Origin of the sequence: Rufibacter radiotolerans (genome assembly GCF_001078055.1) — a bacterium.
Classification (GTDB): Bacteria; Bacteroidota; Bacteroidia; order Cytophagales; family Hymenobacteraceae; genus Nibribacter; species Nibribacter radiotolerans.
The window spans coordinates 2,839,370-2,863,298 of the sequence record NZ_CP010777.1 but is presented as its reverse complement, the minus strand read 5'-3'; the positions used below and the strand labels follow the sequence as shown (position 1 = coordinate 2,863,298).

The 23,929-nt window shown below is 54.2% G+C and carries 11 protein-coding genes and 1 pseudogene; 11 read left to right on the top strand and 1 reads right to left on the bottom strand.

The features are described from left to right. Window positions 1-162: 162 nt before the first annotated feature. Window positions 163-4,254, bottom strand: coding sequence for a hybrid sensor histidine kinase/response regulator transcription factor (locus TH63_RS11855; protein WP_048921120.1), 4,092 nt, complete (start codon window positions 4,252-4,254; stop codon window positions 163-165). 636 nt (window positions 4,255-4,890) lie between these two features. On the opposite strand from TH63_RS11855, the gene TH63_RS11850 reads away from it, so the two are divergent. The 11 genes and pseudogenes from TH63_RS11850 to TH63_RS20920 all read left to right on the top strand — a co-directional run bounded on the left by TH63_RS11850 (window position 4,891) and on the right by TH63_RS20920 (window position 23,907). Next, entirely contained in the window at window positions 4,891-6,333 is a 1,443-nt protein-coding gene (locus tag TH63_RS11850; protein ID WP_197088551.1) for a sulfatase, read from the top strand. Between the two features lie 185 nt (window positions 6,334-6,518). Beyond that, window positions 6,519-7,670: a glycoside hydrolase family 43 protein gene (locus TH63_RS11845; protein WP_048921119.1), complete on the top strand. Its 1,152-nt coding sequence runs from the start codon at window positions 6,519-6,521 to the stop codon at window positions 7,668-7,670. Window positions 7,671-7,904: 234 nt separating this feature from the next. Then, window positions 7,905-9,908, top strand: coding sequence for a DUF1800 domain-containing protein (locus tag TH63_RS11840; protein ID WP_048922792.1), 2,004 nt, complete (start codon window positions 7,905-7,907; stop codon window positions 9,906-9,908). A gap of 30 nt (window positions 9,909-9,938) precedes the next feature. Next, window positions 9,939-11,207 carry a DUF1501 domain-containing protein gene (locus TH63_RS11835; protein ID WP_048921118.1) on the top strand — a complete coding sequence of 423 codons (1,269 nt, stop codon included), beginning with the start codon at window positions 9,939-9,941 and terminating at the stop codon, window positions 11,205-11,207. Between the two features lie 84 nt (window positions 11,208-11,291). Then, window positions 11,292-12,716: a sialate O-acetylesterase gene (locus TH63_RS11830; RefSeq protein ID WP_048921117.1), complete on the top strand. Its 1,425-nt coding sequence runs from the start codon at window positions 11,292-11,294 to the stop codon at window positions 12,714-12,716. Between the two features lie 417 nt (window positions 12,717-13,133). After that, window positions 13,134-14,333 carry an aldose epimerase family protein gene (locus TH63_RS11820; RefSeq protein WP_231583471.1) on the top strand — a complete coding sequence of 400 codons (1,200 nt, stop codon included), beginning with the start codon at window positions 13,134-13,136 and terminating at the stop codon, window positions 14,331-14,333. A 241-nt stretch (window positions 14,334-14,574) separates the two neighbouring features. After that, entirely contained in the window at window positions 14,575-16,197 is a 1,623-nt protein-coding gene (locus tag TH63_RS11815) for a family 43 glycosylhydrolase (RefSeq protein WP_082161658.1), read from the top strand. A 214-nt stretch (window positions 16,198-16,411) separates the two neighbouring features. After that, window positions 16,412-19,405 (top strand): FAD-binding and (Fe-S)-binding domain-containing protein, encoded by a 2,994-nt coding sequence (locus TH63_RS11810; protein ID WP_048921115.1) that lies wholly within the window; start codon window positions 16,412-16,414, stop codon window positions 19,403-19,405. Window positions 19,406-20,016: 611 nt separating this feature from the next. After that, entirely contained in the window at window positions 20,017-21,672 is a 1,656-nt protein-coding gene (locus TH63_RS11805) for a hypothetical protein (protein WP_156180567.1), read from the top strand. A gap of 17 nt (window positions 21,673-21,689) precedes the next feature. After that, window positions 21,690-22,340, top strand: a complete 651-nt coding sequence (locus TH63_RS11800; RefSeq protein ID WP_048921113.1) for an SGNH/GDSL hydrolase family protein — start codon at window positions 21,690-21,692, stop codon at window positions 22,338-22,340. Between the two features lie 112 nt (window positions 22,341-22,452). Next, window positions 22,453-23,907, top strand: a pseudogene (locus TH63_RS20920) (sulfatase). Window positions 23,908-23,929: the final 22 nt, after the last annotated feature.

Genomic DNA, 23,929 nt, shown 5'->3' with positions numbered 1-23,929 from the left:
GTAGGTAGGCGCCCTTGTTTTTGTCCAGGCAGGCTAGGCTGCGTTACCGGGTCCTGCCTCCTTTTCCCCTAGACCTAAAAATCCTGTTTTGGGCCTGTTTTCATGAAAACAGGCCCAAAACAGGATTTTTAGGATTTATAAGCTTTGTCTAAACCAGAAGGGCTACCCCGCCGGTTGGTTCTGCTCTGCCTGGTGCTTCTCGGTGAATTCGCTAGGGGTCAGTTGGAACTGCTGGAAAAAGCATTTGGAGAAGTAGGAGTGAGAGTTGAAGCCCACCATATAGCCAATTTCAGAGATGTTGTACTCGTTCTGCAGGAGCAGGCGGGCCGCTTGTTTCAGGCGCACCAACCGGATAAACTCATTGGGTACCTGGCCCGCCAACGACTTCAGCTTCTTGTGCAGCGAAGAACGGCTCATGCCCATTTCACGGCTCAGCTCCTCTACAGACAGTTTAGGGTCTGTGATGCGCTCCTCAATAATATCTACAATCTTCTGCAGGAACTGGTTGTCACGGGTGTTGGTAGTAAGGGTGTTGGTGTCTGCAAACGGCTGCTGCGAGAACTTTAGCTTCAGTTTAGAACGTGACTCCAGCTGGTTCTTGATCACCACCGTAATGTGCCGCCACTTGAACGGTTTAGTGATGTAGAAATCGGCGCCGCTTTCAATGCCCTCAATCTCAGCGTCTGAGTTGGACTGGGCCGTAAGCAGGATAAACGGAAGGTGACTGAAGTTAATGTTGCCTTTCACGTGCTGGCAGAGCGAGATACCGTTCATTTCTGGCATCATCACATCTGATAATACCAGGTCCACGTCTTCGGTCTCCAGCAGCTGCAAGGCCTCCAGACCGTTGCGGGCGGTAATGCAGCGGTAGTCTTCCGCCTCCAGGCCTTTGGAGATAAAGTCCAGCAGCGAGGCGTCATCCTCTACCAGTAAGATCGTGGACCTCTGTTTTTCCTCCTCGGCCTCTATTGGGGCAGGGGTGGTTACCGGGGCTTCCTGGGGAAGCTCGGCCGCCGGCTGCGCGGTGGCTTGCGCCATGCGCTCGCATTTCTGGAACGGGATAAGCACCGTGAATACCGTTTTAACGCCTTCCTCGCTGTCTACTAGCAGGTCGCCGCCGTGCTTCACGCAGAGCGATTTGGCCAGCGCCAGCCCAATGCCGGTACCGCCCAGGTTGCTGTAATGGTGCTTGCCCGAGGTGATCTTGAAGAACTTCTTGAAAATACTGTCCAGCTGTTCCTTGGGGATGCCTATACCGTCATCTTCAATACTGATAGACAGGAAATGGCGGCCACTCTCTTCTTTTAGGGGCTCATTAATGCTGAGCTGCACGCTGGTACGGGTAAACTTAAAGGCATTGATGAGCAGGTTACTCAGGATCTTGGTCAGGGCCTCAGGGTCGGCCTCTACCTCCAGGCGGTCCAACTTGGTGCTCATGGAGAACTGCTGGTCTTTCTGGAAAGCGATAGGGGAGAACCGGGAGTACAGGGAGTGCACCATAGAAACCAGCTCCATCTTCTCCAGGTTGATGGTGTAGATCTTGCTTTCTATCCTCCTGAAATCCAGCAGCTGGTTCACCAGGGTAAGCAAGCGGTTGGAGTTCTCATCCATGATCTTGAGCTGTTGCTGCACCTCGGGGCCACCTTGCCCGGACAGGATAAGTTTCTCCAGGGGCGCGGTGATAAGCGAAAGCGGGGTGCGGACCTCATGGGCCATGGTGGTGAAAAAGTCCATCTTCTGCTTGTAGAACTCTTTCTCCTCTTTGTTCTTGAGCCGCTCCAGCTTCATTTTGTTTCGGGTGCGCGCCTTTTTAATGATGCTGGCCCTTATGGCATAGAAGGCCCCGGCAGCCAGTAAGAGATAAAGGGCGTAGGCCAGGTTGGTTTTATAGAAGGGCGGCCTGATTCTTATCTGCATGGTGGCGGGCTGGGTGTTCCAGGTGCCGTCATTGTTGGTGGCTTTCACCTTGAACACGTAGTTACCGGCCGGTAAGTTGGTGTACGTGGCCTTGCGCTGGTCATCCACGTAGTTCCAGTCTTTGTCAAACCCTTCCATCTTAAAGGCATAACTGGTTTTCTGGGGCGCCACGTAACTCAGGGCCGCATACTCAAAGCTCACCACAGACTGGTCATGATCCAGGGTAAGGGACCGGGAATAGTTGACCATGCGTTGCAGCGGGCTGTCTTCTGCGGCAATGGACACGTCTTTGTTGAAAAGCTGCAGGTTAGTGAACGCCACCGACGTGCGGGAGCTGATGCTCTTGACACTGTCTGGCCGGAACGCGTTGAACCCGTTAATGCCGCCAAAATAGAAGGTTCCGTCTGAGGCTTTCAGGAAGGCCTTGTAGTTGAACTGCCGGCTCTGGAGGTTATCAAACTTGCCAAAGCGTTTGCTCTGCCGGGTTTTAGGGTCAAACTCAATAATGCCGTTGTTGGTAGAGAGCCAGAGGTGCCCGCTCTTGTCCTGCAGAATGCCATAGATCACCGAGCTATTGATGCCATCTTGCTCATCAAACACGGTAAAGGTCTGGGTTTTGCGGTCAAAGTAATTCAGGCCGCCGCCCTCGGTGCCCAGCCAAAGGTTCTCGGCTTTGTCACTGAACATGGAGATGACTTTGTTGCTGCTGATGGATTTGGGCCTGGCAGATTTTCCGTACTGTTTCCACTCATTGGTGTTCTGATTGTGGGCTATTAACCCGTAGTTGTAGGTGGCAAACCATATCAGGCCCTGGCGGTCTTCATAGATATCATAGAGGCAGGCCCGGTCCAGGTTCTTCTGGGTAATGCGGGTAAAGTTGTCCTGAGCCGGGTTGTAAAGGTTCACCCCGGCCACGGTACCCACCCAAATGCGGCCTTTGCGGTCTTCATTAATGGTGTAGACGGTGTTGTTGCTGAGCGAGGTGGGGTCTGCGGGGTTGGAAAGGTATTTTTTGATCTTGCCCGTTTGGGGATTGTACACGTTCAGGCCACCAGAGAAAGTGCCAATCCAGAGGTTGCCGCTTTTGTCTTTGTAGAGCGCATGAATGTTGTGGTAAGACAGGTGCTCCTGTTTGGGGGCGAAGGGGTACTGCTGAAAGGTCTTGGTTTTGGTGTCAAACAGGTTCAGGCCCCCGTCTTCGGTGCCCACCCAGATCTTGCCAGGCGCCTCCTCCAGAAACGCGCTCACGGCGTTGCCCGACAAAGCGGTTTTGTCGCCGGTAGGGTAGAAGAGGTCAAAGTTGGTGTCTTTGCTGTGGAAGTAATTGACGCCGCCAAAATAGGTACCCAGCCAGATACCGCCCTCTTTGTCTTCCAGAATGGAATACACCGCGTTGTCACTAATGCTTAAGGGGTCATTGTTCTGGTTGGTGAAATGCTTAAACGTTTGGGTTGGAATATCCAGGATGTTGAGGCCTTTCTCGGTGCCAATGTAAAGCTTGTTGGGGCTGGGTTGGTAAATGGCCCTGACAATGTTGTCATTGATGGAATTGCCGTTGGACTTCAGGTAATTGGTGAACGTGTCGGTGGCTTTGTTGTACCGGCACAAGCCGCCCGTGAGCGTACCGGCCCAGATGGTGCCGCTCAGGTCTTTGTAGAGCTCAATCACGTTGCTGTTAGAGATGCTGCCAGGTTTGCCAGTGGCGTAGTAATGCCGGAACGTGTTCTTGGCCGGGTTGAAGACGTCCAGCCCGTTCACGGTGCCCACCCAGATGTTTCCGTCGTTGTCCTCGGCCAGTTTCCGGACCAGGTTCATGGTGATGGAATTGGGGTTATTGGTGAGGTGCACGTAGTTCTTTAGCGCCTTGGTAGTGGGGTTGTATTGGTAGAGCCCTTTGCTGCCGGTGGCAATCCAGAAGTTGCCTTTTTTGTCTTTCAGGAGGTCAAACACCATCTGTGCACCCAGCGGCTTAAAGGGCTTGAAGCTTTCCGTTTCCAGATCCAGCAGGTACACGCCCTCCTCGGTGGCTATCCAGTAGGTCTTGCTGTCAAACCTGGTGATTTTCCTGATGAAGTTGTTGCCCAGCGAGGAAGGGTTGTTCTTGTTGAACTTGAAAGATTTGAACTGGTACCCATCAAACCGGCTCAGCCCGTCCTTGGTCCCGAACCACATGTACCCCTGCTCGTCCTGGGCAATGGCCCAGACCGTATTGGAGCTCAACCCGTCAGTCACCGTGTAATTTCTGAAGCGAATGCGTTCCTGCGAAGAAGAACTGAAGCAGACGGCGGTTAAAAAGAATAGGAAAGCGAGGGTAAACCTAAAGGGAGCGGGCAACATAGGGTAAGCATTTGCAAGTTGGAGAGCTTAAAAAGGGCGATGACGGTGGGCAGGTTTTTCCGGGTACAGCGCTGGAACTGCCGTTTTCCTAACCTAAACTCTTCATTTTTTAGAAATTCATATTATGGACTATCAAATTAGGGCTTTTTTTCTGATTCAACAAACAGCACCAGCTCAGACGGTTTCCTTCACCTGGTAGGCCGCATCTGTTTTAAGCATGTTTTCCAGAAAACAGGCTTAAAACAGATGGCACTTTCCCTTTGGCGAAAACCAAACAATGCCACTCGCAAGCAGCAAGTCTGCTAAATAAACTGCCAGAAAAACTGGGACCAACAGAAAGGCCCCGTAAGGGAAGAAACCCCCTAAACACCCGCTCCAAAGGCGCTTTCCCTAATACCTCGACAATTTTACCAATCATAGCCACAAATGTGATAGTGTGGGTGCAGCGTTTGCGCTAATATTGTTTTCAGGAGGCCGCGTAGTTTTCCCTCAGCCACCAGGGTGAAATTCCATTGTTTTGGAAAAGCACCGCCGGGCTTTAAACCATGCGCAGAAGCCACCATCTAACCTCAGATTTTGTAAGACCGATGCCTGTACGGGGCTGGTTGACATGACATTCAGTACCTCTATTTTTTTATGAAAAAGACCTTTCTTTACGTGGCTGCCCTTTTGGTCATGCACCAGGCCTCTTGCCAAAGCAAAGCGGTAAGTACCTCCTCTGGTAAAAGTTCAGCGGGCGCCGCGGCCAAAGCCAGCGCGCAGCAGCCCAACATTATTTTCATCATGGCCGATGACCTGGGCTGGGGCGAGCTGGGGTGTTACGGCAATAGCTTCAATGAAACCCCTAACCTGGACAAGCTAGCCACGCAGGGCATTAAATTCACCAACGCCTACGCGGCCGCCCCGGTTTGTTCCCCTACCCGTGCCGGTCTCATCACGGGCCAGTATCCGGCCCGGGTGGGCATCACTGATTTTATGGGCACCAAAACAGACCGCGCCCTGGACCCGGCCAAGTACGTGACCATTAATGAGGCCCTGGGCCAGGCCGGCTACCGCACCGGTCTGGTAGGGAAATGGCACCTGGACACCAACTATAACCAAAGCATTGGAGGCCCTGAGAAGCACGGCTTCCATGAGGTGATCGGGTCAGAGACCAAGTACATCGCCGATGGCGACTATTTCTTCCCCTATGACAAGATCAGCACCTTTGCCGCCGGCAGCAAAGACGAGTACCTCACAGACCGGCAGAGCGCCGAAGCGGTAAAGTTCATTCAGCGTAACAAAGCTAACCCTTTCTTCCTGTACCTTTCTTATTACAGCGTGCACACCGCCTTAGAGGCTCCCGAGGACCTGGTGAGTAAGTATAAAAAGAAGTTTGACGCCAAGTACGGCGCCGGCGAGGCCGAAAAGGTGTTTGGTGAGAAAAACAAAAAGCACCAGGCCAAGCACCTGGACAACCCGTACCTGGCTGCCATGCTGGAGAGAATTGACGTGGGCGTGGGCAGCATCATGAAAGAACTGGAGCAAAACGGCCTTGCCAGCAATACCCTGGTGGTTTTCTACTCAGACAACGGCGGGGCCGGCGGGGTGGCTAACAACGGTGGCCTGCGCATGAACAAAACCTGGTTGTATGAAGGCGGAATAAGAGAGCCACTCATCATGCGTCTGCCTAGCCAGATCAAAGCTGGTACCAAGACAGACCTGCCCGTAACCACCATGGACTTTTACCCTACTTTCTTAGAGCTGGCCAAAGGCAAGCCTGCCGCCGGGTACAAGCTGGACGGCATCAGCCTGGCGCCGTTCCTGACCAAAGGCGAGCAACCCACCCGTGATACCTGGTACTGGCATTACCCCTCAGAGACCGGCAACTGGAAAGAAAGAATGTCTAGCGCGGTGCGTAAGGGAGACTATAAACTCATCCAGTTTTACGCCACCCCGCGGGTAGAGCTTTTCAACCTGAAAGCAGACCCTTCTGAAAAAACCAACCTAGCCGAGAAAATGCCGGAGAAAGTAGCCGAACTGCAAAAACTCCTGGATGCCTGGAAAATAGAAGTGAAAGCCGAGCAGCCGGCCATTTAATTAGTTTCTGAGGATCTTGCTTCGCCCTTTGGGCAGCAGGTTCTTTGAGAAGCCCACCTTTTTTCTGCCTTCTTGCCGGTACTACAATGCGGGTAAGGAGGCAGAATAGTTGTAAACAGAGCCTGGCTCTTCCGGGGGAGAAAGCCCCCGAGAAAAGTAGCCTCTGGTCATTTGCGTAAACATTTATGAGCTATTCACTTACATACAGCAAGGAAAGGCAGTTGACCGGTAAGGTGCTGGCCCTGGTAATTTCCTGCATCTTCTTTGTGGGGTGCGCCCCAGCGGTGGTGCAGCCTGGCTCGGCTTCGGTAGAGGCCAAAGCCGAGGCCACGTTTTTCACAAACCCTATTGCCAAAGGGGCCGATCCTTGGGTGATTAAGAAAGACGGGGTGTACTATTCCTGCGGCTCCGGCAAAGGCGGCATTTACGTGTCTAAATCTGAGAGCCTCACCCAACTGGGCGAAAGGAAAGGCGTCTGGAAAGCGCCGGCGCAGGGCTGGAACCGGGCCGCGGTTTGGGCCCCTGAACTGCATTTCCTGCAGGGGAAATGGTACATCTACTACGCCGCCGGCAAAGAGAGCGGCCCCCCGTTCATCCATCAGCGGGCCGGGGTGCTGGAGTCTGTCTCTGATGACCCCTTCGGACCTTACGTAGACAAAGGCATGCTCTATACCGGCGACAGCATCCAGCACCGCACCGCCGCTCCGGTGTGGGCCATAGACATGACGCCCCTGCAGATGAACGGAAAACTGTACGCGGTGTGGTCGGGCTGGGAAAAGAACGCCACCACTGACAAAACCAAGCAGCACCTATACATAGCGCCCATGGCCAACCCCTGGACCATCAGCGGCAACCGGGTGAAGATCTCCTCGCCAGAAGAGCCCTGGGAAACCGGCGGCCCCCTGGACCTGAACGAAGGCCCCCAAGTGCTCCGGAAAAATGAAAAAGCCTTTATCATCTACTCCTGCCGCGAGTCCTGGCTCAAAGAATACCGGTTGGCCCAGCTTACCTTACGCGATACCACCCTCAACCCAATGGAGCCTAAAAACTGGACCAAGACCGGCCCGGTTTTTCAGGGCACCGACAAGGTGTTTGGGGTAGGGCACGCCAGCTTCACCACCTCTCCAGATGACACCGAGAACTGGATTGTCTACCACTCTAAAATAGCCACCACCCCCGGTTGGGAGCGGGACATCAGGCTGCAGAAATTCACCTGGGACAAAAAAGGCTACCCTGTTTTTGGGACCCCCGTTCCGGCCGGCACACCTATGACTGAACCTTCCGCCAACCACAAGCAAGAGAAGGCCAGTAAAAAAGAAAAGGTATTGGAGTTCTAATTCCGTTTGTGGCCAAAGCGGCTTCTGTTTTGGGCCTGTTTTCAGGAAAACGGGCCCAAAACGCACTGGACCACACGCAGAGGCTCTTAATTTTTATTTACGTTCCGCATTTAACTTTCGGCTGTCTGCCAGGTCTAAGTGAGTAGGGCGGCCCGCTACCTTTCCTCTAATACCTTTTGGGAGAAAGCAGATAGGGTGTCTGGTAAAGAAGTGTTGAACCTCAACTTTCATATTATGCAAAACAAGGCTAAGTACCTGTGCACCCTATTGGTGCTACTCCTGAGTGGGGTCCTGCTCTTTTCCTTCACGGCCGGTACCCGCTACGTCAAAAAGGCTTTCCCTTACAAAAAAGTAGGTCTAACGGAGCGGCAGGCGGCGGCGCATTTACTTGGCCGTTTCACCTATGGCGCCACGCTCGGGCAGGTAGATGAGGTAGTAAAGATGGGCCTGGAAAACTGGTTAGACCAGCAACTGGGCGCCAACCTGTCTGATGCCCCGCTAGACCAGCGCCTGGCCGCGTTCCCTACCCTTAAAATGAGCAACGAGCAAATGGTGAAGGCCTTCCCCAAAGGAGGGCAGGTGCTGCGCATGGCCATTAAAGACGGGGTAGTCAACAAAGACGAAGTCAACAAAGGAGACAAGGAGGAATACCGCAAGACGCTGGCCGCCTACATGCGCAAAAACGACTTACAGCCCCAGCGCGAACTCTACAAAGAACTCATCAGCCAGAAGATCCTGCGGGCCACCTATACCCAGAACCAAGTGCAGGAACTTATGACCAGTTTCTGGTTTAACCACTTCAACGTTTCCCTTACAGACAACGACTGCTCGCATTTTATCACCGCCTATGAGCGCGACGCCATCAGGCCCAATGCGCTGGGTAAATTTGAGACCATGCTGCTGGCAACGGCCAAGTCGCCGGCCATGCTTACCTACCTGGACAACTTCAGGAGTTCGGCCCCTATGGAAGCCATGACGGCTGAAGAAAAGCAACGAGACCAGCGCCGGATGCAGGCCTTGCGCCGCCGCCAGGCCGCTGATACCACCATGCAGCAGATGCAGGCGGTAGAGAAACTACGGCAGGCCCGCAAGGCGCAGGGCTTGAACGAGAACTACGCCCGTGAAATCATGGAACTGCACACGCTGGGCGTAGACGGCGGGTACACCCAAAGCGATGTCACCCAGGCGGCCCGCATCTTTACCGGCTGGACTATCTTCCCGGGCCTGAATGGGTACGGCGGAGACCAGAAAAACCCCCAGGCGGCCAAATACCTAAAACAGGCCAATTTCAGCCAGAACGGGTTTGTGCGCGAGGGCGATTTCCTCTTCGCCGGCAACAGGCATGACAAAGGCGAGAAAATGGTGCTAGGCACTAAGTTTCCGGCCAACGGCGGCTATGAGGAAGGCCAGAAGCTGATCCATATGCTGGCGCACCATCCCTCCACCGCCCGCTTTATCTCCACTAAGATTGCCACCCGCTTTGTGAATGATAACCCTTCCAAAGAACTAATAGAGGAAATGGCCAGGACCTTCACTAAAACTGACGGTGATATCAAACAGGTGCTGCTTACCATGGTGTCTTCCAAAGAATTCTGGGGCAAAGAGGCGCTACGCGAAAAAACCAAGTCGCCGTTTGAGCTGGCCATCAGTTCGGTGCGCAGCCTCAACGCCGAGGTCACTGACCCTACCCAGCTCTACAACTGGATCAACAGAATGGGGGAGAAGATGTACTCCTACCAGGCACCTACCGGCTTCCCGGACAAAGGGCAGTACTGGATCAATACCGGTTCCTTGCTTACCCGCATGAACTTTGGGTTGGCCCTGGCTAGCCAGCGCATACCAGGGGTAAAGATCAACCTGCCGGCCCTCAACCAGAACCGTGAACCCGAAAGCGCTGAGGCGGCCCTGAAAGTTTACAGCGGATACCTTATGCCCGAGCGCGACCTGCAGGAGACCATTAAACGCCTCACCCCGTCTTTGAACGACCCGGACTTTAGTAAGAAAGTAGACGCGGCGGCCAACAAAGCCGTGCCGGCCCAGGCAGAGGAAATGATGGAAGACGAGACCACGCGCATGAACGTGAAAGGCAAAGAAAGAAAGCAGAACCCCGCCAAAGCCAAACAGGGGCGCAAAGGCCAGTACGCCGCCATGCAGCCCCAAGGCGGGAAAAACCAGAACATGATGCTGGCCCAGGTAGTGGGCATCATTATTGGGTCTCCGGAATTTCAGCGCCGATAAGCCTCTTTTAAAACCTTAAAGTACGAAGCCATGACATCAAGAAGGGGTTTTCTGAAATCTGGGGCGCTTGCCCTGTTCGCCGCCGGGATAGGCGGTGTGCCTAACTTTCTGGCCCAGGCGGCCGGCAGCCACAAAATAGTGGCACCCTACAAAAAGAATAAGATTCTGGTGACCATTTTCCAACGCGGGGCCATGGACGGCCTTATGGCGGTGAGTCCGTTCACAGATGAATACCTGAAGAAGGCCCGCCCCAGCCTGTTCATGTCGGCCGCAAAGTCGGCGGCTAACCCTCTCATTGACCTGGACGGCCGCTTTGGGCTGCACCCGGCCATGCAGGCCTTCGCCCCGCTGTACCAGGAAAAGCGCCTGGCCATTGTGCACGGCGTAGGCTCACCCAACCCCACCCGGTCGCATTTTGATGCCCAGGATTACATGGAGGCCGGTACCCCGTTCCACAAAGGTACGCCCAGCGGTTGGCTTAACCGGGCCGTGGGGTTGCTGGGCCATGAGGCTGCCACGCCATTTCAGGCCGTGAGCCTTACCTCCTCGCTACCCAAGTCTTTTTATGGCGACCATGCGGCCGTGGCCATCAGTAACCTGCAGGATTTTGCCATTCAGATGCGCGGGAACCCGCGGGCAGCCAATGCTACCTCCCACAGCTTTGAAGACCTCTATGACCAGACCTCTTCCCAGTTGCTGAACAAGACCGGCAAGGAGAGTTTTGAGGCGCTGAGAATGCTGCAGAAAGCAGACGTAAAAAATTACATTCCGGCCAACAACGCCGTGTACCCCAACAGCCCGCTGGGCAATTCGCTCAAGCAGATAGCGCAGCTCATTAAGATGGACGTGGGCCTGGAAGTGGCGTTCACGGAGACCGGCGGCTGGGATACCCACTTTAACCAGGGCACTGCCCAGGGCACCTTCGCCCGCAACGTGAATGACCTGAGCCAGAGCATCACGGCTTTCTGGACCGATCTGGAGGCTTACCAGGATGACGTGGATGTGATGACCATGACCGAGTTCGGGCGGACCGTGCGGCAGAACGGCAGCAACGGCACCGACCACGGCCGGGGTTCCTGCATGTTCATTCTGGGCAATAACGTGAACGGCGGTCTGGTGCACGGCACCGTGCCTGCCCTGGCGGTAGAAAACCTGGAAGACGGCCGCGACCTTCCCGTGACCACCGACTTTAGGAGTGTGTTCAGTGAAGTAGCCGGCCGGCACCTGAATATCCAGAAGGAGAGCGTGCTGTTCCCAGACTGGAACGGCCAGAAAATAGGCGTGATGCGCCAGAGCTAAACAGAAAATTTTCCAGGGCCGGGGCCAGGCACGTTGTCTGGTCCCGGCTTTTTTTGATGAACCTATCAACCCTAACCTAGTAACATGCAGGCAGTTTTACGTAAAATCCCCCTCTTACTGAGTTTTGTTTTCCTGGCCGTTACCGCCTCGGCGGAGGTGACGCTCCCGCGGTTCATCAGTAACGGCATGGTGCTGCAGCGCGACAAGCCTATCCCGGTCTGGGGCTGGGCCCAGCCCGGTGAGAAAGTGACCATCAGCTTCAACGGAAAAACCTACAGCGCCCAGACCGCGGAAGACAAGAAATGGAAAGTGAACCTGGCCGCCACCAAAGCCGGCGGGCCCTACAACATGACCGTGAAGGGCACAAACACCATTACCCTGCAGGATATTCTGGTGGGGGATGTCTGGGTTTGTTCTGGGCAGTCTAACATGCAGTTCACCATGGCCAAGGTGGCCGAAAAATACAAAGACGAAGTTACCACGGCTACCAACCCCAAGATCCGTCATTTTTTGGTAGACCATACCGTGGCCTATGAACCGGCCCAGGATGTGACCTCAAAAGCAGGGTGGAAATCGGCGGACCCTAAAACCGTGCTTAATTTCACGGCCGTAGGCTATTTTTTCGCGAAAGAGCTGTTTGAGAAATACCAGGTGCCTATTGGTTTGCTGCATACCTCGGTAGGCGGTACGCCCGCCGAAGCCTGGATATCTTCTGAGGCATTGAAACCTTTTCCGGGCTTGCAGAAGCAGATTCCGGCCGCGGCTAGCACCGAAACCGTAGACCCTAAAAAGGAGGAGCGCAAACCTGCCGTGCTCTACAATGCTATGGTGGCCCCCTTGCTGCCGTACGCCATCAAAGGCGTGATCTGGTACCAGGGGGAGGCCAACGCCAACAGAGGCAAGGAATACCGCAGGCTGTTCCCGGCGCTTATCACAGATTGGCGGGCCCGCTGGGGCCAGGGCGATTTCCCGTTCCTGTTTGTGCAGCTGGCCAATTTCCAGGCCATTTCAGAAACTCCCGCTGAAAGCAAGTGGGCCGAACTGCGGGAATCCCAGACCATGACTCTTTCCCTGCCCAATACCGGTATGGCCGTGATCCATGACCTCGGCGAGGCCAAAGACATTCACCCTAAAAACAAAAAAGACGTGGGGCTTCGGCTAGCCCAGGTCGCTAAAAAGGTAGCTTACGGCGATGCGAAAGTTGTGTACTCCGGCCCCCTGTTCAAGTCTATGAAATCAGAGAAAGATAAGCTGGTATTAACCTTTGAGCACGTGGGCGGCGGTCTGGTGGCCAAAGACGGCGGAGAGTTAAAGCAGTTCGCGATTGCCGGGCCAGACCGGAAATTTGTGTGGGCCAACGCCAGGATTGAAGGTGACAAAGTGGTGGTGTGGCATGAGTCGGTGCCCAACCCGGTGGCCGTGCGCTATGCCTGGGCCAACAACCCCGAAGGCGCCAACCTCTACAACAAAGAAGGCCTGCCCGCCTCTTCCTTCCGGACCGATCAATAAAGGCCCAAAGCCTTTGCTTGGGTGCAGTTAACCAGGCGGAAGCAATTAACCGGAAACCCGTTTTGGGGCTACTTTCAGAAAAGTAGGCTCAAAACGGGTTTCGGCTTTTAAGCCTGTGAAAACAAACAGAGAAAAGCGGGCAAGAACGTTTTAACCCGGTGAAACTAACCTGTGGCTACAATTCTGACAGCAATTCGCACAAAAGTGACAAAAGGAGAGAAGAGGAAACTGTAAAATTGCTGGTGTAAAAGAAGGAAAGGAAGCCTTGAAAATAAGCTGCAGATAAGCTTGGTGTCTTTATTACACTTAATTTTTGCAGGAATTGCCAAAGCTTCCCGTCTTTCACCTGAATATTAATATATTGTATGCGGCCTTTACGGTGGGCCCCATTTTTCAATAAAAACATTTAACCAAACTATGAAGAAAAGCAATGCAATGCGTTCTCTCCTGTTCACTACGTGTTTAGGAGTTGGCGTGGCCGGTACCCTGGTAAGCTGTGAAACCAAGACGGAGAAAACCACTGAAAGCACCAGCACCACTACTCAAAGTGAAGAAGCCGCCGCGGCAGACACTACTGCTTTTGGCAAGACCAAAGACGGCAAGGAAGCCAGGCTGTACATCCTCACCAATAAAAACAATGTGAAGGTGACGTTCACCAATTACGGTGGCCGCATGATCAGCCTGCTGGTGCCGGACAAGAACGGAAAGATGACCGATGTGGTAGTGGGCTTTAAGAATGCCGGGGAGTATGAAAATTCTACTGAGCCCTATTTTGGCGCTACCATCGGTCGGTTCGGGAACCGCATCGCCAAGGGTAAATTCAAGCTGGACGGCAAAGAATATACCCTGGCTACCAACAACGGCCAGAACTCCCTGCACGGCGGCAAGCAAGGGTTCCAGTACGTGAACTGGGAGGCCCAGCAGCCCGACAACCATACGCTGGTATTGACTTACACCTCCAAAGACATGGAAGAAGGCTACCCCGGTAACCTGAAAGCCAAGGTGACTTACACCCTCACCGATGAGAACGAGATCAAAATGGATTACGAGGCCACCACAGACAAGCCTACCGTGGTGAACCTGACCAACCACGCCTTCTTCAACCTGAACGGCGAGGGCAGCGGTGATATTCTGGGTCACGTGCTGCAGATCAACGCCGATAAATACACCCCAGTGGATTCTACCTTGATCCCGACGGGCAAAATTGAGCCGGTGGCGGGCACTCCCTTTGACTTTAGAAAGCCTACGCCTATTGGGGCCAGAATCAACGCCAACAATGAGCAATTGAAGTTTGGCAATGGCTATGACCACAATTATGTGTTAAGTGCCGGCAAATCTGCCGGCATGGCGCCCGCCGCCCGCGTGGTGGGGGAGAAAAGCGGCATTGTGATGGAGGTGCTTACCCAGGAGCCTGGTCTGCAGTTCTACAGCGGTAACTTTATGGCCGGTAAGAACACGTTCAAAGGCGGCAGCAAAGATGAATTCAGAACGGCCTTCTGCCTGGAGACCCAGCATTTCCCAGATTCTCCTAACCAGCCTTCTTTCCCGTCTACGGTGCTAAAGCCCGGCCAAACCTACAAAACCAGCAGCATCTATAAGTTCACTGCGCAGAAATAACCAGGTCCCGGGCCGGTCTTTCCAGGTTGGTTCGGGTACTTTTTATCTAAAGTGTTCTCAGGCGTTTTGGGCCTGTTTTCAGGAAAACAGGCCTAAAACGTTTTTACCTAAGTTGCTGGCCAAAAGTGGTTAGGTGGTTGTGAAAACCAGTTTCAGCATTTCTTCCTAATCGGGAAGAATCTCCAGGTGTAGGCCGCTCGGCTGTCATTTTACGGGCCAGTCTGCGCCCTTTTAAAAGTCTATGAAAAGAATAGTAACCCTCCTTAGCTTTTCCTTTCTGTTTGCCTATGGCTGCGGCGTGAAAAGCACTTCCCCCCAGGCTAGTTCAGACAAAGCTCAGTCCTCTACGGCAGCGGCCTCTAAATCTGTGGCCTATAGCAACCCGGTGCTGCCCGGTGACTACGCAGACCCCTCGGTGGTGCGGGTAGGGGATGACTATTGGGCCACAGCCACTTCTTCTGAGTGGGCGCCTTTGTTCCCGCTGCTGCACTCCAAAAACCTGATCGACTGGGAAACGGTAGGGCATGTGTTCCCCTCCAAGCTTCCGGAATGGGCAGATGCGCACTTCTGGGCCCCCGAGATCTCCTATGAAAACGGCAAGTATTACATCTATTATACCGCCAAGAAAAAAGGCGGCAACCTCTGCGTGGGGGTAGCCAGTGCTTCCAAGCCCACCGGCCCTTACACAGACCATGGCCCCCTGGTTTGCCAGGAAGTGGGCTCCATTGACGGTTTCCCCATCAGAGATGAGAAGGGTGACCTGTACCTGATCTGGAAAGAAGACGGGAACAGCCGCCAGTTGCCCACGCCCATCTGGGGCCAGCGCATGAACGAGGCCCGCACCGCCCTGGAAGGGGAGAAATTTGAACTGTTCCGCAATGAGGTGGGTACCTGGGAAGGCGGTCTGGTGGAAGGCCCGGCCCTCATGAAACGCAACGGTTATTTTTATATGTTCTACGCAGGTGACAAATGCTGCGGCCGCGAGTGTACCTACGGCGTGGGCGTGGCCCGGGCCAAAAACTTGAGAGGGCCCTGGGAGAAATTTGCCGGGAACCCGATCATGAAACAGAACGATGCCTGGAAGTGTGCCGGCCACGGCACCATGGTCACAGACCAGCAGGGCCGCGACTTTTTCCTGTACCACGCCTATACCACCAATACCTTTGTGTACCCTGGCCGCCAGGGATTACTGGATGAGGTCACCTGGGGGGCAGACAACTGGCCTTCGTTCCAGAAAAATGCGCCCAGCGTTTCGGCGGTGGTGCCCTATGGCAAGAATGCCCCAGACGTGTTAGATCTTAAAGATGAGTTTACCGGCTCCACGCTGGCGCCCAGCTGGCAATGGTCCGTGACGCAGGCTCCATTGTTCCAGGTGAAAAGCGCCAATAACGGCCAACTGGTCTTAACGGCCTCTTCGTCTGAGATTGGCAGTATGTTGGGCCAGCGCACCAAAACCGGTAACTATACCGCGCATACTTCGGTAGATCTGGCTTCTTTGCCTCAAGGAACCCTGGCCGGGCTCTCGGCCTTTGGCGACCCCAATAACTCGGTGGGCGTGGGTGTGCAGGACGGAAATATTGTGCTGTGGCAGGTGAAGAGAAAGCAGAAAAGCGAGCTAGCCAAAGTGCCGGTTACCGCGCAGAAGTCGCTGCAATTCAGGCTCACGGTGCAAGACGGCAACAAGCTGGCCTTTGCCTGGAGCAGTGACAACAAAACCTGGAACCCTCTTAACAACGGTCAGGCCCTGGACGGTTCTTTCCTGCCCCCGTGGGACCGGGGCGTGCGTGTAGGGCTTACCGCCAAGGGTCCGGCCAATGCCACGGCTACCTTCAATTCCTTTTCGCTCACCCACCAGACGCCGTAAGGGAAACGGAGGCATGGAATTCCAGAGGCTTTTTCAGGGTTATAGGCTTATCAGCCCGGGCAGAGGTCTGCCTGGTGCCCTGGTGGCAAACCCTGTAAAAACCTGCTCCGCATGACGGATATTTAAGGTTTTTTAGGGAGGTTTGTAGCCCAGACCTGGCCAGCAGGAAGCTTTTTGCCGATGGACCGCTGGCATACCCCTTTTGCTTGAACTTATGACCGTTTCCCCTTCCATATCCGCTTTCTCTCACCTTCAGTCCGCCTTGACCGGTGAGCTGTATTTTAATGATGCCTCCTCGCTGGACCTGGCCCAGAAAATGGTGTACTCCACAGATGCCTCGGTGTACCAGGAGAAGCCGGTGGCGGTGGCTATTCCGCAGACCATAGAAGACCTTAAAACGCTGGTCAAATTCGCCAATCAACACCATCTTACCTTAATCCCCCGGGCGGCCGGTACCTCACTGGCGGGACAGGTGGTGGGCCACGGCCTGGTGGTAGACATCTCCAAATACTTTACCCAGGTGCTGGAAGTAAACCAGGAAGAGCAGTGGGTACGCGTGCAGCCGGGCGTGATCAGGGATGACCTGAACGCCACGCTGCGGCCTTACGGATTGCTGTTCGGGCCTGAGACCTCTACTGCCAGCCGCGCTATGGTGGGCGGTATGATTGGCAACAATTCCTGCGGCCTGCACTCTATTGTCTGGGGAGATACCCGCACGCATTTACTTTCCGCAAGAGTACTGCTCAGCGATGGCTCAGAAGCCGAATTCAAGCCGCTCACCCGCGAGGAACTCCAGCAGAAACTCACCCTCCAGAACCTGGAAGGCGATATCTACCGCAAGGTGTACGGCCTGGTCACCGATGACCATAACCGCGCCGTCATTGAGCAGAATTACCCCAAAAGGACCCTTACCCGCCGCAACACCGGCTACGCCCTTGATTTTCTGGTAGACGAAGGCGCCGGCCCCGAAGGCCAGACCACCCTGGATCTCTGTAAACTGCTGGCCGGTTCTGAAGGTACCCTGGCGTTCATTCTGGAGGCCAAACTGAACCTCATTCCCTTGCCGCCCAAAGAAGAGGGTTTGGTCTGCGTGCATTTCAATTCCCTGCTGGAAGCCCTGGAGGCCAATATCATCATCCTGCGGCACCAGCCCATGGCCTCTGAGTTGGTGGACAAGTACATCATGGATTTCACCAAGGGCCATAAAACCTATGAGCAGAACCGCTTCTTTATTGAAGGCGATCCGGCCGCGCTGCTCATGGTAGAGTTCATGGCCAATAGCCAGGACGTGATCACCGAAAAGGCCGAGGCCCTGGTAGCCGATTTAAAGGCTGCCGGACTGGGCTATGCCTATCCGCTGGTGCGGGGCGCGCTGACCAAACCGGTGTGGGAAGTGCGCAAAGCAGGCTTGGGCCTGATCAGGAACCTGCCCGGCGATGTGCAGCCCGTGAACCTCATTGAAGACTGCGCCGTGTCTCCCGAAGACCTTCCTGCCTACATCACCGATTTGCAGGTGGTGCTAAACAAGTACAACCTGCAGGCTTCTTACTACGCCCACGCCGGCGCCGGCGAGCTGCACGTGGAACCCATGATCAACCTCAAAACTGAGGAAGGAAAGCAACTCTTCCGGACGGTGCTGGCCGAGACCACCGAGCTGGTGAAAAAATACAACGGCTCTCTCAGCGGTGAACACGGGGATGGCCGCCTGCGCGGCGAGTTCATTCCCGCGGCCCTGGGCCAGGAGGTGTACCAGCTGCTGAAAGAGGTAAAGCACGCCTTTGACCCCAAGGGCATTTTCAACGCGGGCAAGATTGTGGACACCCCGCCTATGAACGAGTTCCTGCGGTACGAAGAGAAAATAGCGCAGGCGGTGATACCCGTAGAGACGCTGTTTGATTTCTCGGCCCAGGAGGGGATTCTGCGCATGGCCGAAAAATGCTCCGGCTCCGGCGACTGCCGCAAGACCCACGTGAGCGGCGGCACCATGTGCCCCAGTTACATGGCCACCCGCCAGGAGAAAGACACTACCCGCGCCCGCGCTAATATCCTTCGCCAGTTCCTCACCAACTCAGAGAAACTCAACAAGTTTGACCATAAGGAAATCAAGGAGGTGATGGACCTCTGCCTGAGCTGCAAGGCCTGCAAGTCTGAGTGTCCCAGCAGCGTAGATGTGGCCAAGATGAAAGCCGAGTTCCTGCAGCATTACCATGACGCCAACGGCGTGCCTCTGCGCACCCGAATGATCGGGAACTTCACCAAAATGCAGCAGCTGGCCTCTTGGGTGCCGGGCCTCTACAATTTCATGATCACCAATCCGGTGACTGGGAAATTAATAAAGAAAACAGTAGGGTTTGCCGTAGACCGTTCTCTGCCCACCGTGGGTTCCACCACGCTCAGAAGCTGGTTTGCCAACTGGAAGAAGGAGCAAAAGAGCGTGCCAGCCTCCGGCAAACCGGTATACCTGTTCTGCGATGAATTCACCAATTACAATGACGTAGAGATAGGCCAGACTACGGTGAAATTGTTATCGGCCCTGGGGTATGACGTTCAGCTACCAGAGCACCTGGAAAGCGGCCGTACTTATCTCTCTAAAGGGCTGGTGCGGGACGCCAAAAAGATCGCCATCAAAAACGTGCAGCTCCTTGGCAAGGCCATGGAAAGCGGCATCCCGCTGGTAGGCATAGAGCCATCGGCGTTGCTCACGCTGCGCGATGAGTACCTGGACCTGGTGCCAATGGATTTAGTGCCGCTCGCCAAAAAAGTAGCCGCCAACTCGTTTCTTTTGGAGGAGTTCCTGCTGCGGGAAGCGGCGGCCGGAAACATTTCTTCTTCGGCTTTCACGCAGGAGAGAAAACAGATCAAGCTGCACGGGCACTGCTACCAGAAGGCGTTGCAGGCGCTCACACCCACGCAGAAGATTCTGTCCCTGCCCCAGAATTATGAGGTGGAGATGATTTCTTCGGGGTGCTGCGGTATGGCCGGGTCTTTTGGCTATGAGAAAGAGCATTATGACGTGTCTATGCAGATAGGCGAGCTGGTCTTGTTCCCGGCGGTACGGCAGGCGCAAGCAGACGTTCTGATAGCCGCCGCCGGCACCAGTTGCCGCCATCAGATTAAAGACGGCACCGCCAGGAAAGCCCTGCACCCCGCCGAGATTCTGTACCAGGCGCTGGCAGTGCAGGAGCCAGTAAAGGCTACGGGAGCTTAACGCTGTTTTGAGCCTGTTTTGAGAAAACGCCCGTAAAACGGAAAGGCAGCAGACATTAGTCTATTTCACTGTATCCGTTTTGGGCTTGTTTTTAGAAAAACAGGCCCAAAACGGAAAAGGAGATTCTTCTGGTAGCCCTGCGGTGTCCGGACCTTTAGGTTTTACCTATGCAGTGGAGGCGAAAGCTGTTGATTCTGAGGAGGGGATAAGCTGGCAGTTGACGAGCTTTCTTGCTGGGTTTACACGCGGCTAGCGTAAAAAGCTGATGCAGAATTGAGGAGCGTTGGCAAGCTTTTTAGGTGGCTAGTTAAGTCACATTGCTTATCATCAGGTTAGGATTAGGAGGCTAGGTTTATAAGCCTTTCCGTGGGTTTTATTTTACCAGGCGCATCGTAAGAAACGCATACCTTCTCCAAGTTGAAAAAATTACCAAAGGGAAAAGCTGGCCTTAAGCTTTGTACCTACATAGATGTCTAACGACTGATTTTCCGCTGGAAAATCGGCTCACCATGAAATTACCCATTACCAAATAAGTTATTGTTAACCGGCATTTCGCAGGGCGAGATGGCTTGGCCGTGTGGAACCATTTGCATTAATAAACAACCTACTGGATGAACAGAAAACTACTTCTTTGCCTCATGTTACCCTTGGCTGGGTATTTGAATTCCTGCCAGTCCGCAGCTCCGGCCGGGGCGGCAAGTAGCGCAGTGGTCACCACCAAAGGAAAGTCTCTGGGCGAGATAGCGCTGGAAGAGTCAAAGGTTCCGGTCAGGCCAGGGGTGCCGGGCAAAGTGCCGTTCTGGAACGAGGAGGCCAAACTGTTTATTTATGCCCCGGCTTTTGACTATAAAGTTCTTCAGGGCGCGGTGAAGTACCTGTATACCGTGGTTTCTGTCAGGGATCAAAAGAAATTCAGTTTTGAGGCCAAGGTGCCGTATGAGGCGCTTAGCCCCATTTGGGCCCAGGTGCCGGTAGGTACTTTCTCTGTGCAGGTGGTAGGCCTGAACGCCGCCGGAGACAGCCTGGGGCTAGCCGGGAAGGGGAGCTTTTATCGGGCATCGCCCTTCAATGGGCCTTATCATGAGCCCACCGCCCTGGCCTATGACCAGAGCGCTCTGGTGGCGCTGGAAAAGCTCATGGCCGAAAAATATGTGCAGTACTGGTTTACTTATAAAAAGCCGGACCCTAAATACCTTAACTACCGGTACCCCGCCAAAATACACAGCGCACTGGTCATTGGGGCCATCACGTATGCCCGCCTCAAACCCAATACCCCAGAAGCGCAGAAAGCCACCGAGCTGGCCCGTATTGTCGCCGATTTTATGCTGGACCTGCGGTATAAGCCGGGCACGGCCTGGGAGTATTTTGTGCCTACATATTATGGCGTGAAACTGGATGGGAAAAAGGCCCACATGAATGATGTGAACAACTTCACCATGATGGGGGTGGATGCCGGCTACGCTTTCCTGGATCTGTACGACCACACCAAAGACGTCCGGTACCTGGAAGCCGCCCAGCGTATTTCGCAGACCTACCTTAAAAATCAGATGCCCAACGGCAGCTGGTACCAGTTTGTGCACCACGCCACCAATAAGCCCGTAGCCGATAACATTGCTATTCCTACGGCCGTGACCAACTACTTTGATCGCCTCAGAACGGACTACGGGGTAAAGGGGTTGGAGACGCCTACCAAAAAAGCGCTCCAATACATTCTGGATAACCCCGTGAAGACCTTTGACTGGCAGGGGCAGTTTGAAGACGTGTACGCGCGGCCGCCCTACAAAAACCTGAGCCGCGAGCAGGCCTGCGACCTGGCTATTTACCTGTTTAACAACAGCAAAAACAACCCCGGCCATGTGGCCTTAGCCGAGGAACTGGTGCGCTTCTCTGAAGATCAGTTTGTGATCTGGGAACAGCCCCGCCCGTACGCCACCGACAATAAAACCCCCGGCCGAAACTCCAAAGACTGGATCACGCCCAGCGTGCAGGAACAATACGTGTTTTGGTACCCGGTGGGGCGTTCGGCAGGCATTATGGTAGAAACCTTCTGGCACGCCTATGAAGTAACCAAAAAGCCGCTTTACCTGGCCAAGGCCAAATCGCTGGCCAACTCCTTTACTGTGGTGCAGCAGGCACATGAGGGCGAGTTCCCTACGTTCTTTACCAAGTATAACCTGCCTTTGTGGTTGAACAGTGCGGTGTACCCGGCCAAGGTGCTCATGGACCTGAACCAAAACCTGAACAAGTTGCCTAAAGGCTTATTATAAAAGACAGGAATCTTGCCATGAAAAAGATTGGGTTACTTCTGCTTTTAACCGTGTTGCTGTCTGGCTGGGCGCCGCGCAAAAAGAATGTGCTGGTGATTGGTGACTCCATTTCCATTGGCTACTTCCCGTTTGTGCAGCAAGGTTTGGCAGACAAGGCGGTGCTTGTGCATAACAAAGGAAACGCCCAGCATACCGGTACCGGCCTGAAGAAAATTCATGAATGGCTGGGCCAGGAAAAGTGGGACGTAATCCAGTTTAACTGGGGCCTGTGGGACCTGTGCTACCGCCTGCCCTGGGAAGGAAACAAAGCCGGGAAAAGCGATAAAGTGAACGGCTCCCTTGCCCACACCCCAGAACAGTACCGCGCCAACCTTGACTCACTGGTGACCATCCTAAAGAAAACCAATGCCAAACTGCTGTTTGTCACTACCTCTTATGTGCCGGAGAATGAACCGGGAAGATATGTGAAAGACGCGCCTCTTTATAATGCAGTGGCCCGGGAAGTAATGAAAAAGCATGGCATTGAAGTGAACGATATTTACGCAGGGTCCATGGAAATCCATCAAAAGTACGGAGAGGCCCCGAATAACGTCCACTATACCCCAAAAGGCTACCAGGAACTAGCCACCTTGATTACCAGGCAACTGGAGAAAAAGATAAAGGAATAAGGCGTAAAGGCTTCCACCCGTTTTAGGGCTGTTTTCTGGAAAACAGGCTCAAAACGCCACTCGCCCGCTTTCCCTTTTTTAACGATTCCCTTACCGGCAAACCCACAGATTCATGCAAATCAGAAAATACCTTTCCGCTGTAGTTTTCGTTCTCTGCTTTTTTACGGCGGCCCAACTTACGGCCCAGGCGCCAAAGCAGAAGCCCAACATTGTGTTGATCTTTATTGATGACATGGGTTGGAAAGACGCGGGGTTCACGGGCAGTGACTTTTACCAGACGCCTAACATTGACGCCCTGGCCCGGCAGGGCATGGTCTTTACCAACGCCTATGCCGCCGCCGGAAACTGCGCGCCCAGCCGCGGGAGTTTGCTGTCGGGGCAGTACACGCCTCGGCATGGCATCTACGCGGTTGGCAGCACCAAACGCGGTCCTGTGAATAAAATGCGGTTGGAGCCTATTCCTAACACCAATGAGCTGGCCCCAGAAATGTACACCCTGGCCGAAGGGTTGCGGGACGCAGGCTACAAAACCGGCATGTTTGGCAAGTGGCACGTGGGCCACAAAAAAGGCACGTTCCCTATAGACCAGGGCTTTGACGTAACCGATGATTTTAACCCGCCCAGCAGAAAGCAGTTCGCAGAGACCAACGACCCTAAAGGCATCTACCGCATCACTAACGGGGCCGTCAAGTTCATGGAGGCTAACAAAAACCAGCCCTTCTTCCTGTACGTGGCCCACCACGCAGACCACATGCCCATTCAGGCGCGGGAAGAAATGCTAGCCAAATTCAAAGGCAAGTAAGGCACCTACCAGCAACACCAGGCCTACGCCGCCATGAACGCGCAGATGGATGATGGCGTGGGTATCCTGCTTAAGAAGATAAAGGAACTGGGGCTGGAAGAAAATACGCTGGTGCTGTTTACCTCAGACAACGGCGGGCTGCCAGAATCACCCCAGACTCCGCTCAGGGGTTTTAAGGGCATGTACTATGAAGGCGGCATAAGGGTGCCGTTTATTGCGCGGTGGCCAGGCGTGATCAAAGCCGGGTCGGTGCAGCAGGCGCCGGTTATCAACGTGGACCTGTTTCCTACCTTTCTGGAAGTGGCCGGTGCAGTGAAACCCAGAGAGAAGGTGCTTGACGGCGAAAGTCTGGTAAGGCTTTTTAATGGAGAGAAAGCCATAAATCGCCCTGCCATTTTCTGGCACTTCCCGGGTTACCTGGACAATGCCCACCCCGGTTCCAGGGACCAGGATTTCAGGTCCCGGCCGGTTTCCACCATCAGAAAAGGCGACTGGAAACTATTGCTCTACCATGAAGAATGGGTGCTTGACGGCGGTAAAAGTAAGCTGGCCAGCAACAAGGCGGTGGAGCTGTATAACCTCAAAGATGACCTGGGCGAGAAAAAGAACCTGGCCGAAGCCAACCCTGCTAAACGCGATGAATTACTAAAGGACCTGCTGGCCTGGGCGCAGAAAACCGGAGCCAAAATTCCGCAGCAGAAGAACCCATTGTACGGCAGCGCCCATGTGCCTAAAGCCAGCACTGCGAAGGAGGAAGATGAATAGGCGGTTAAAATGATTGCTTCTT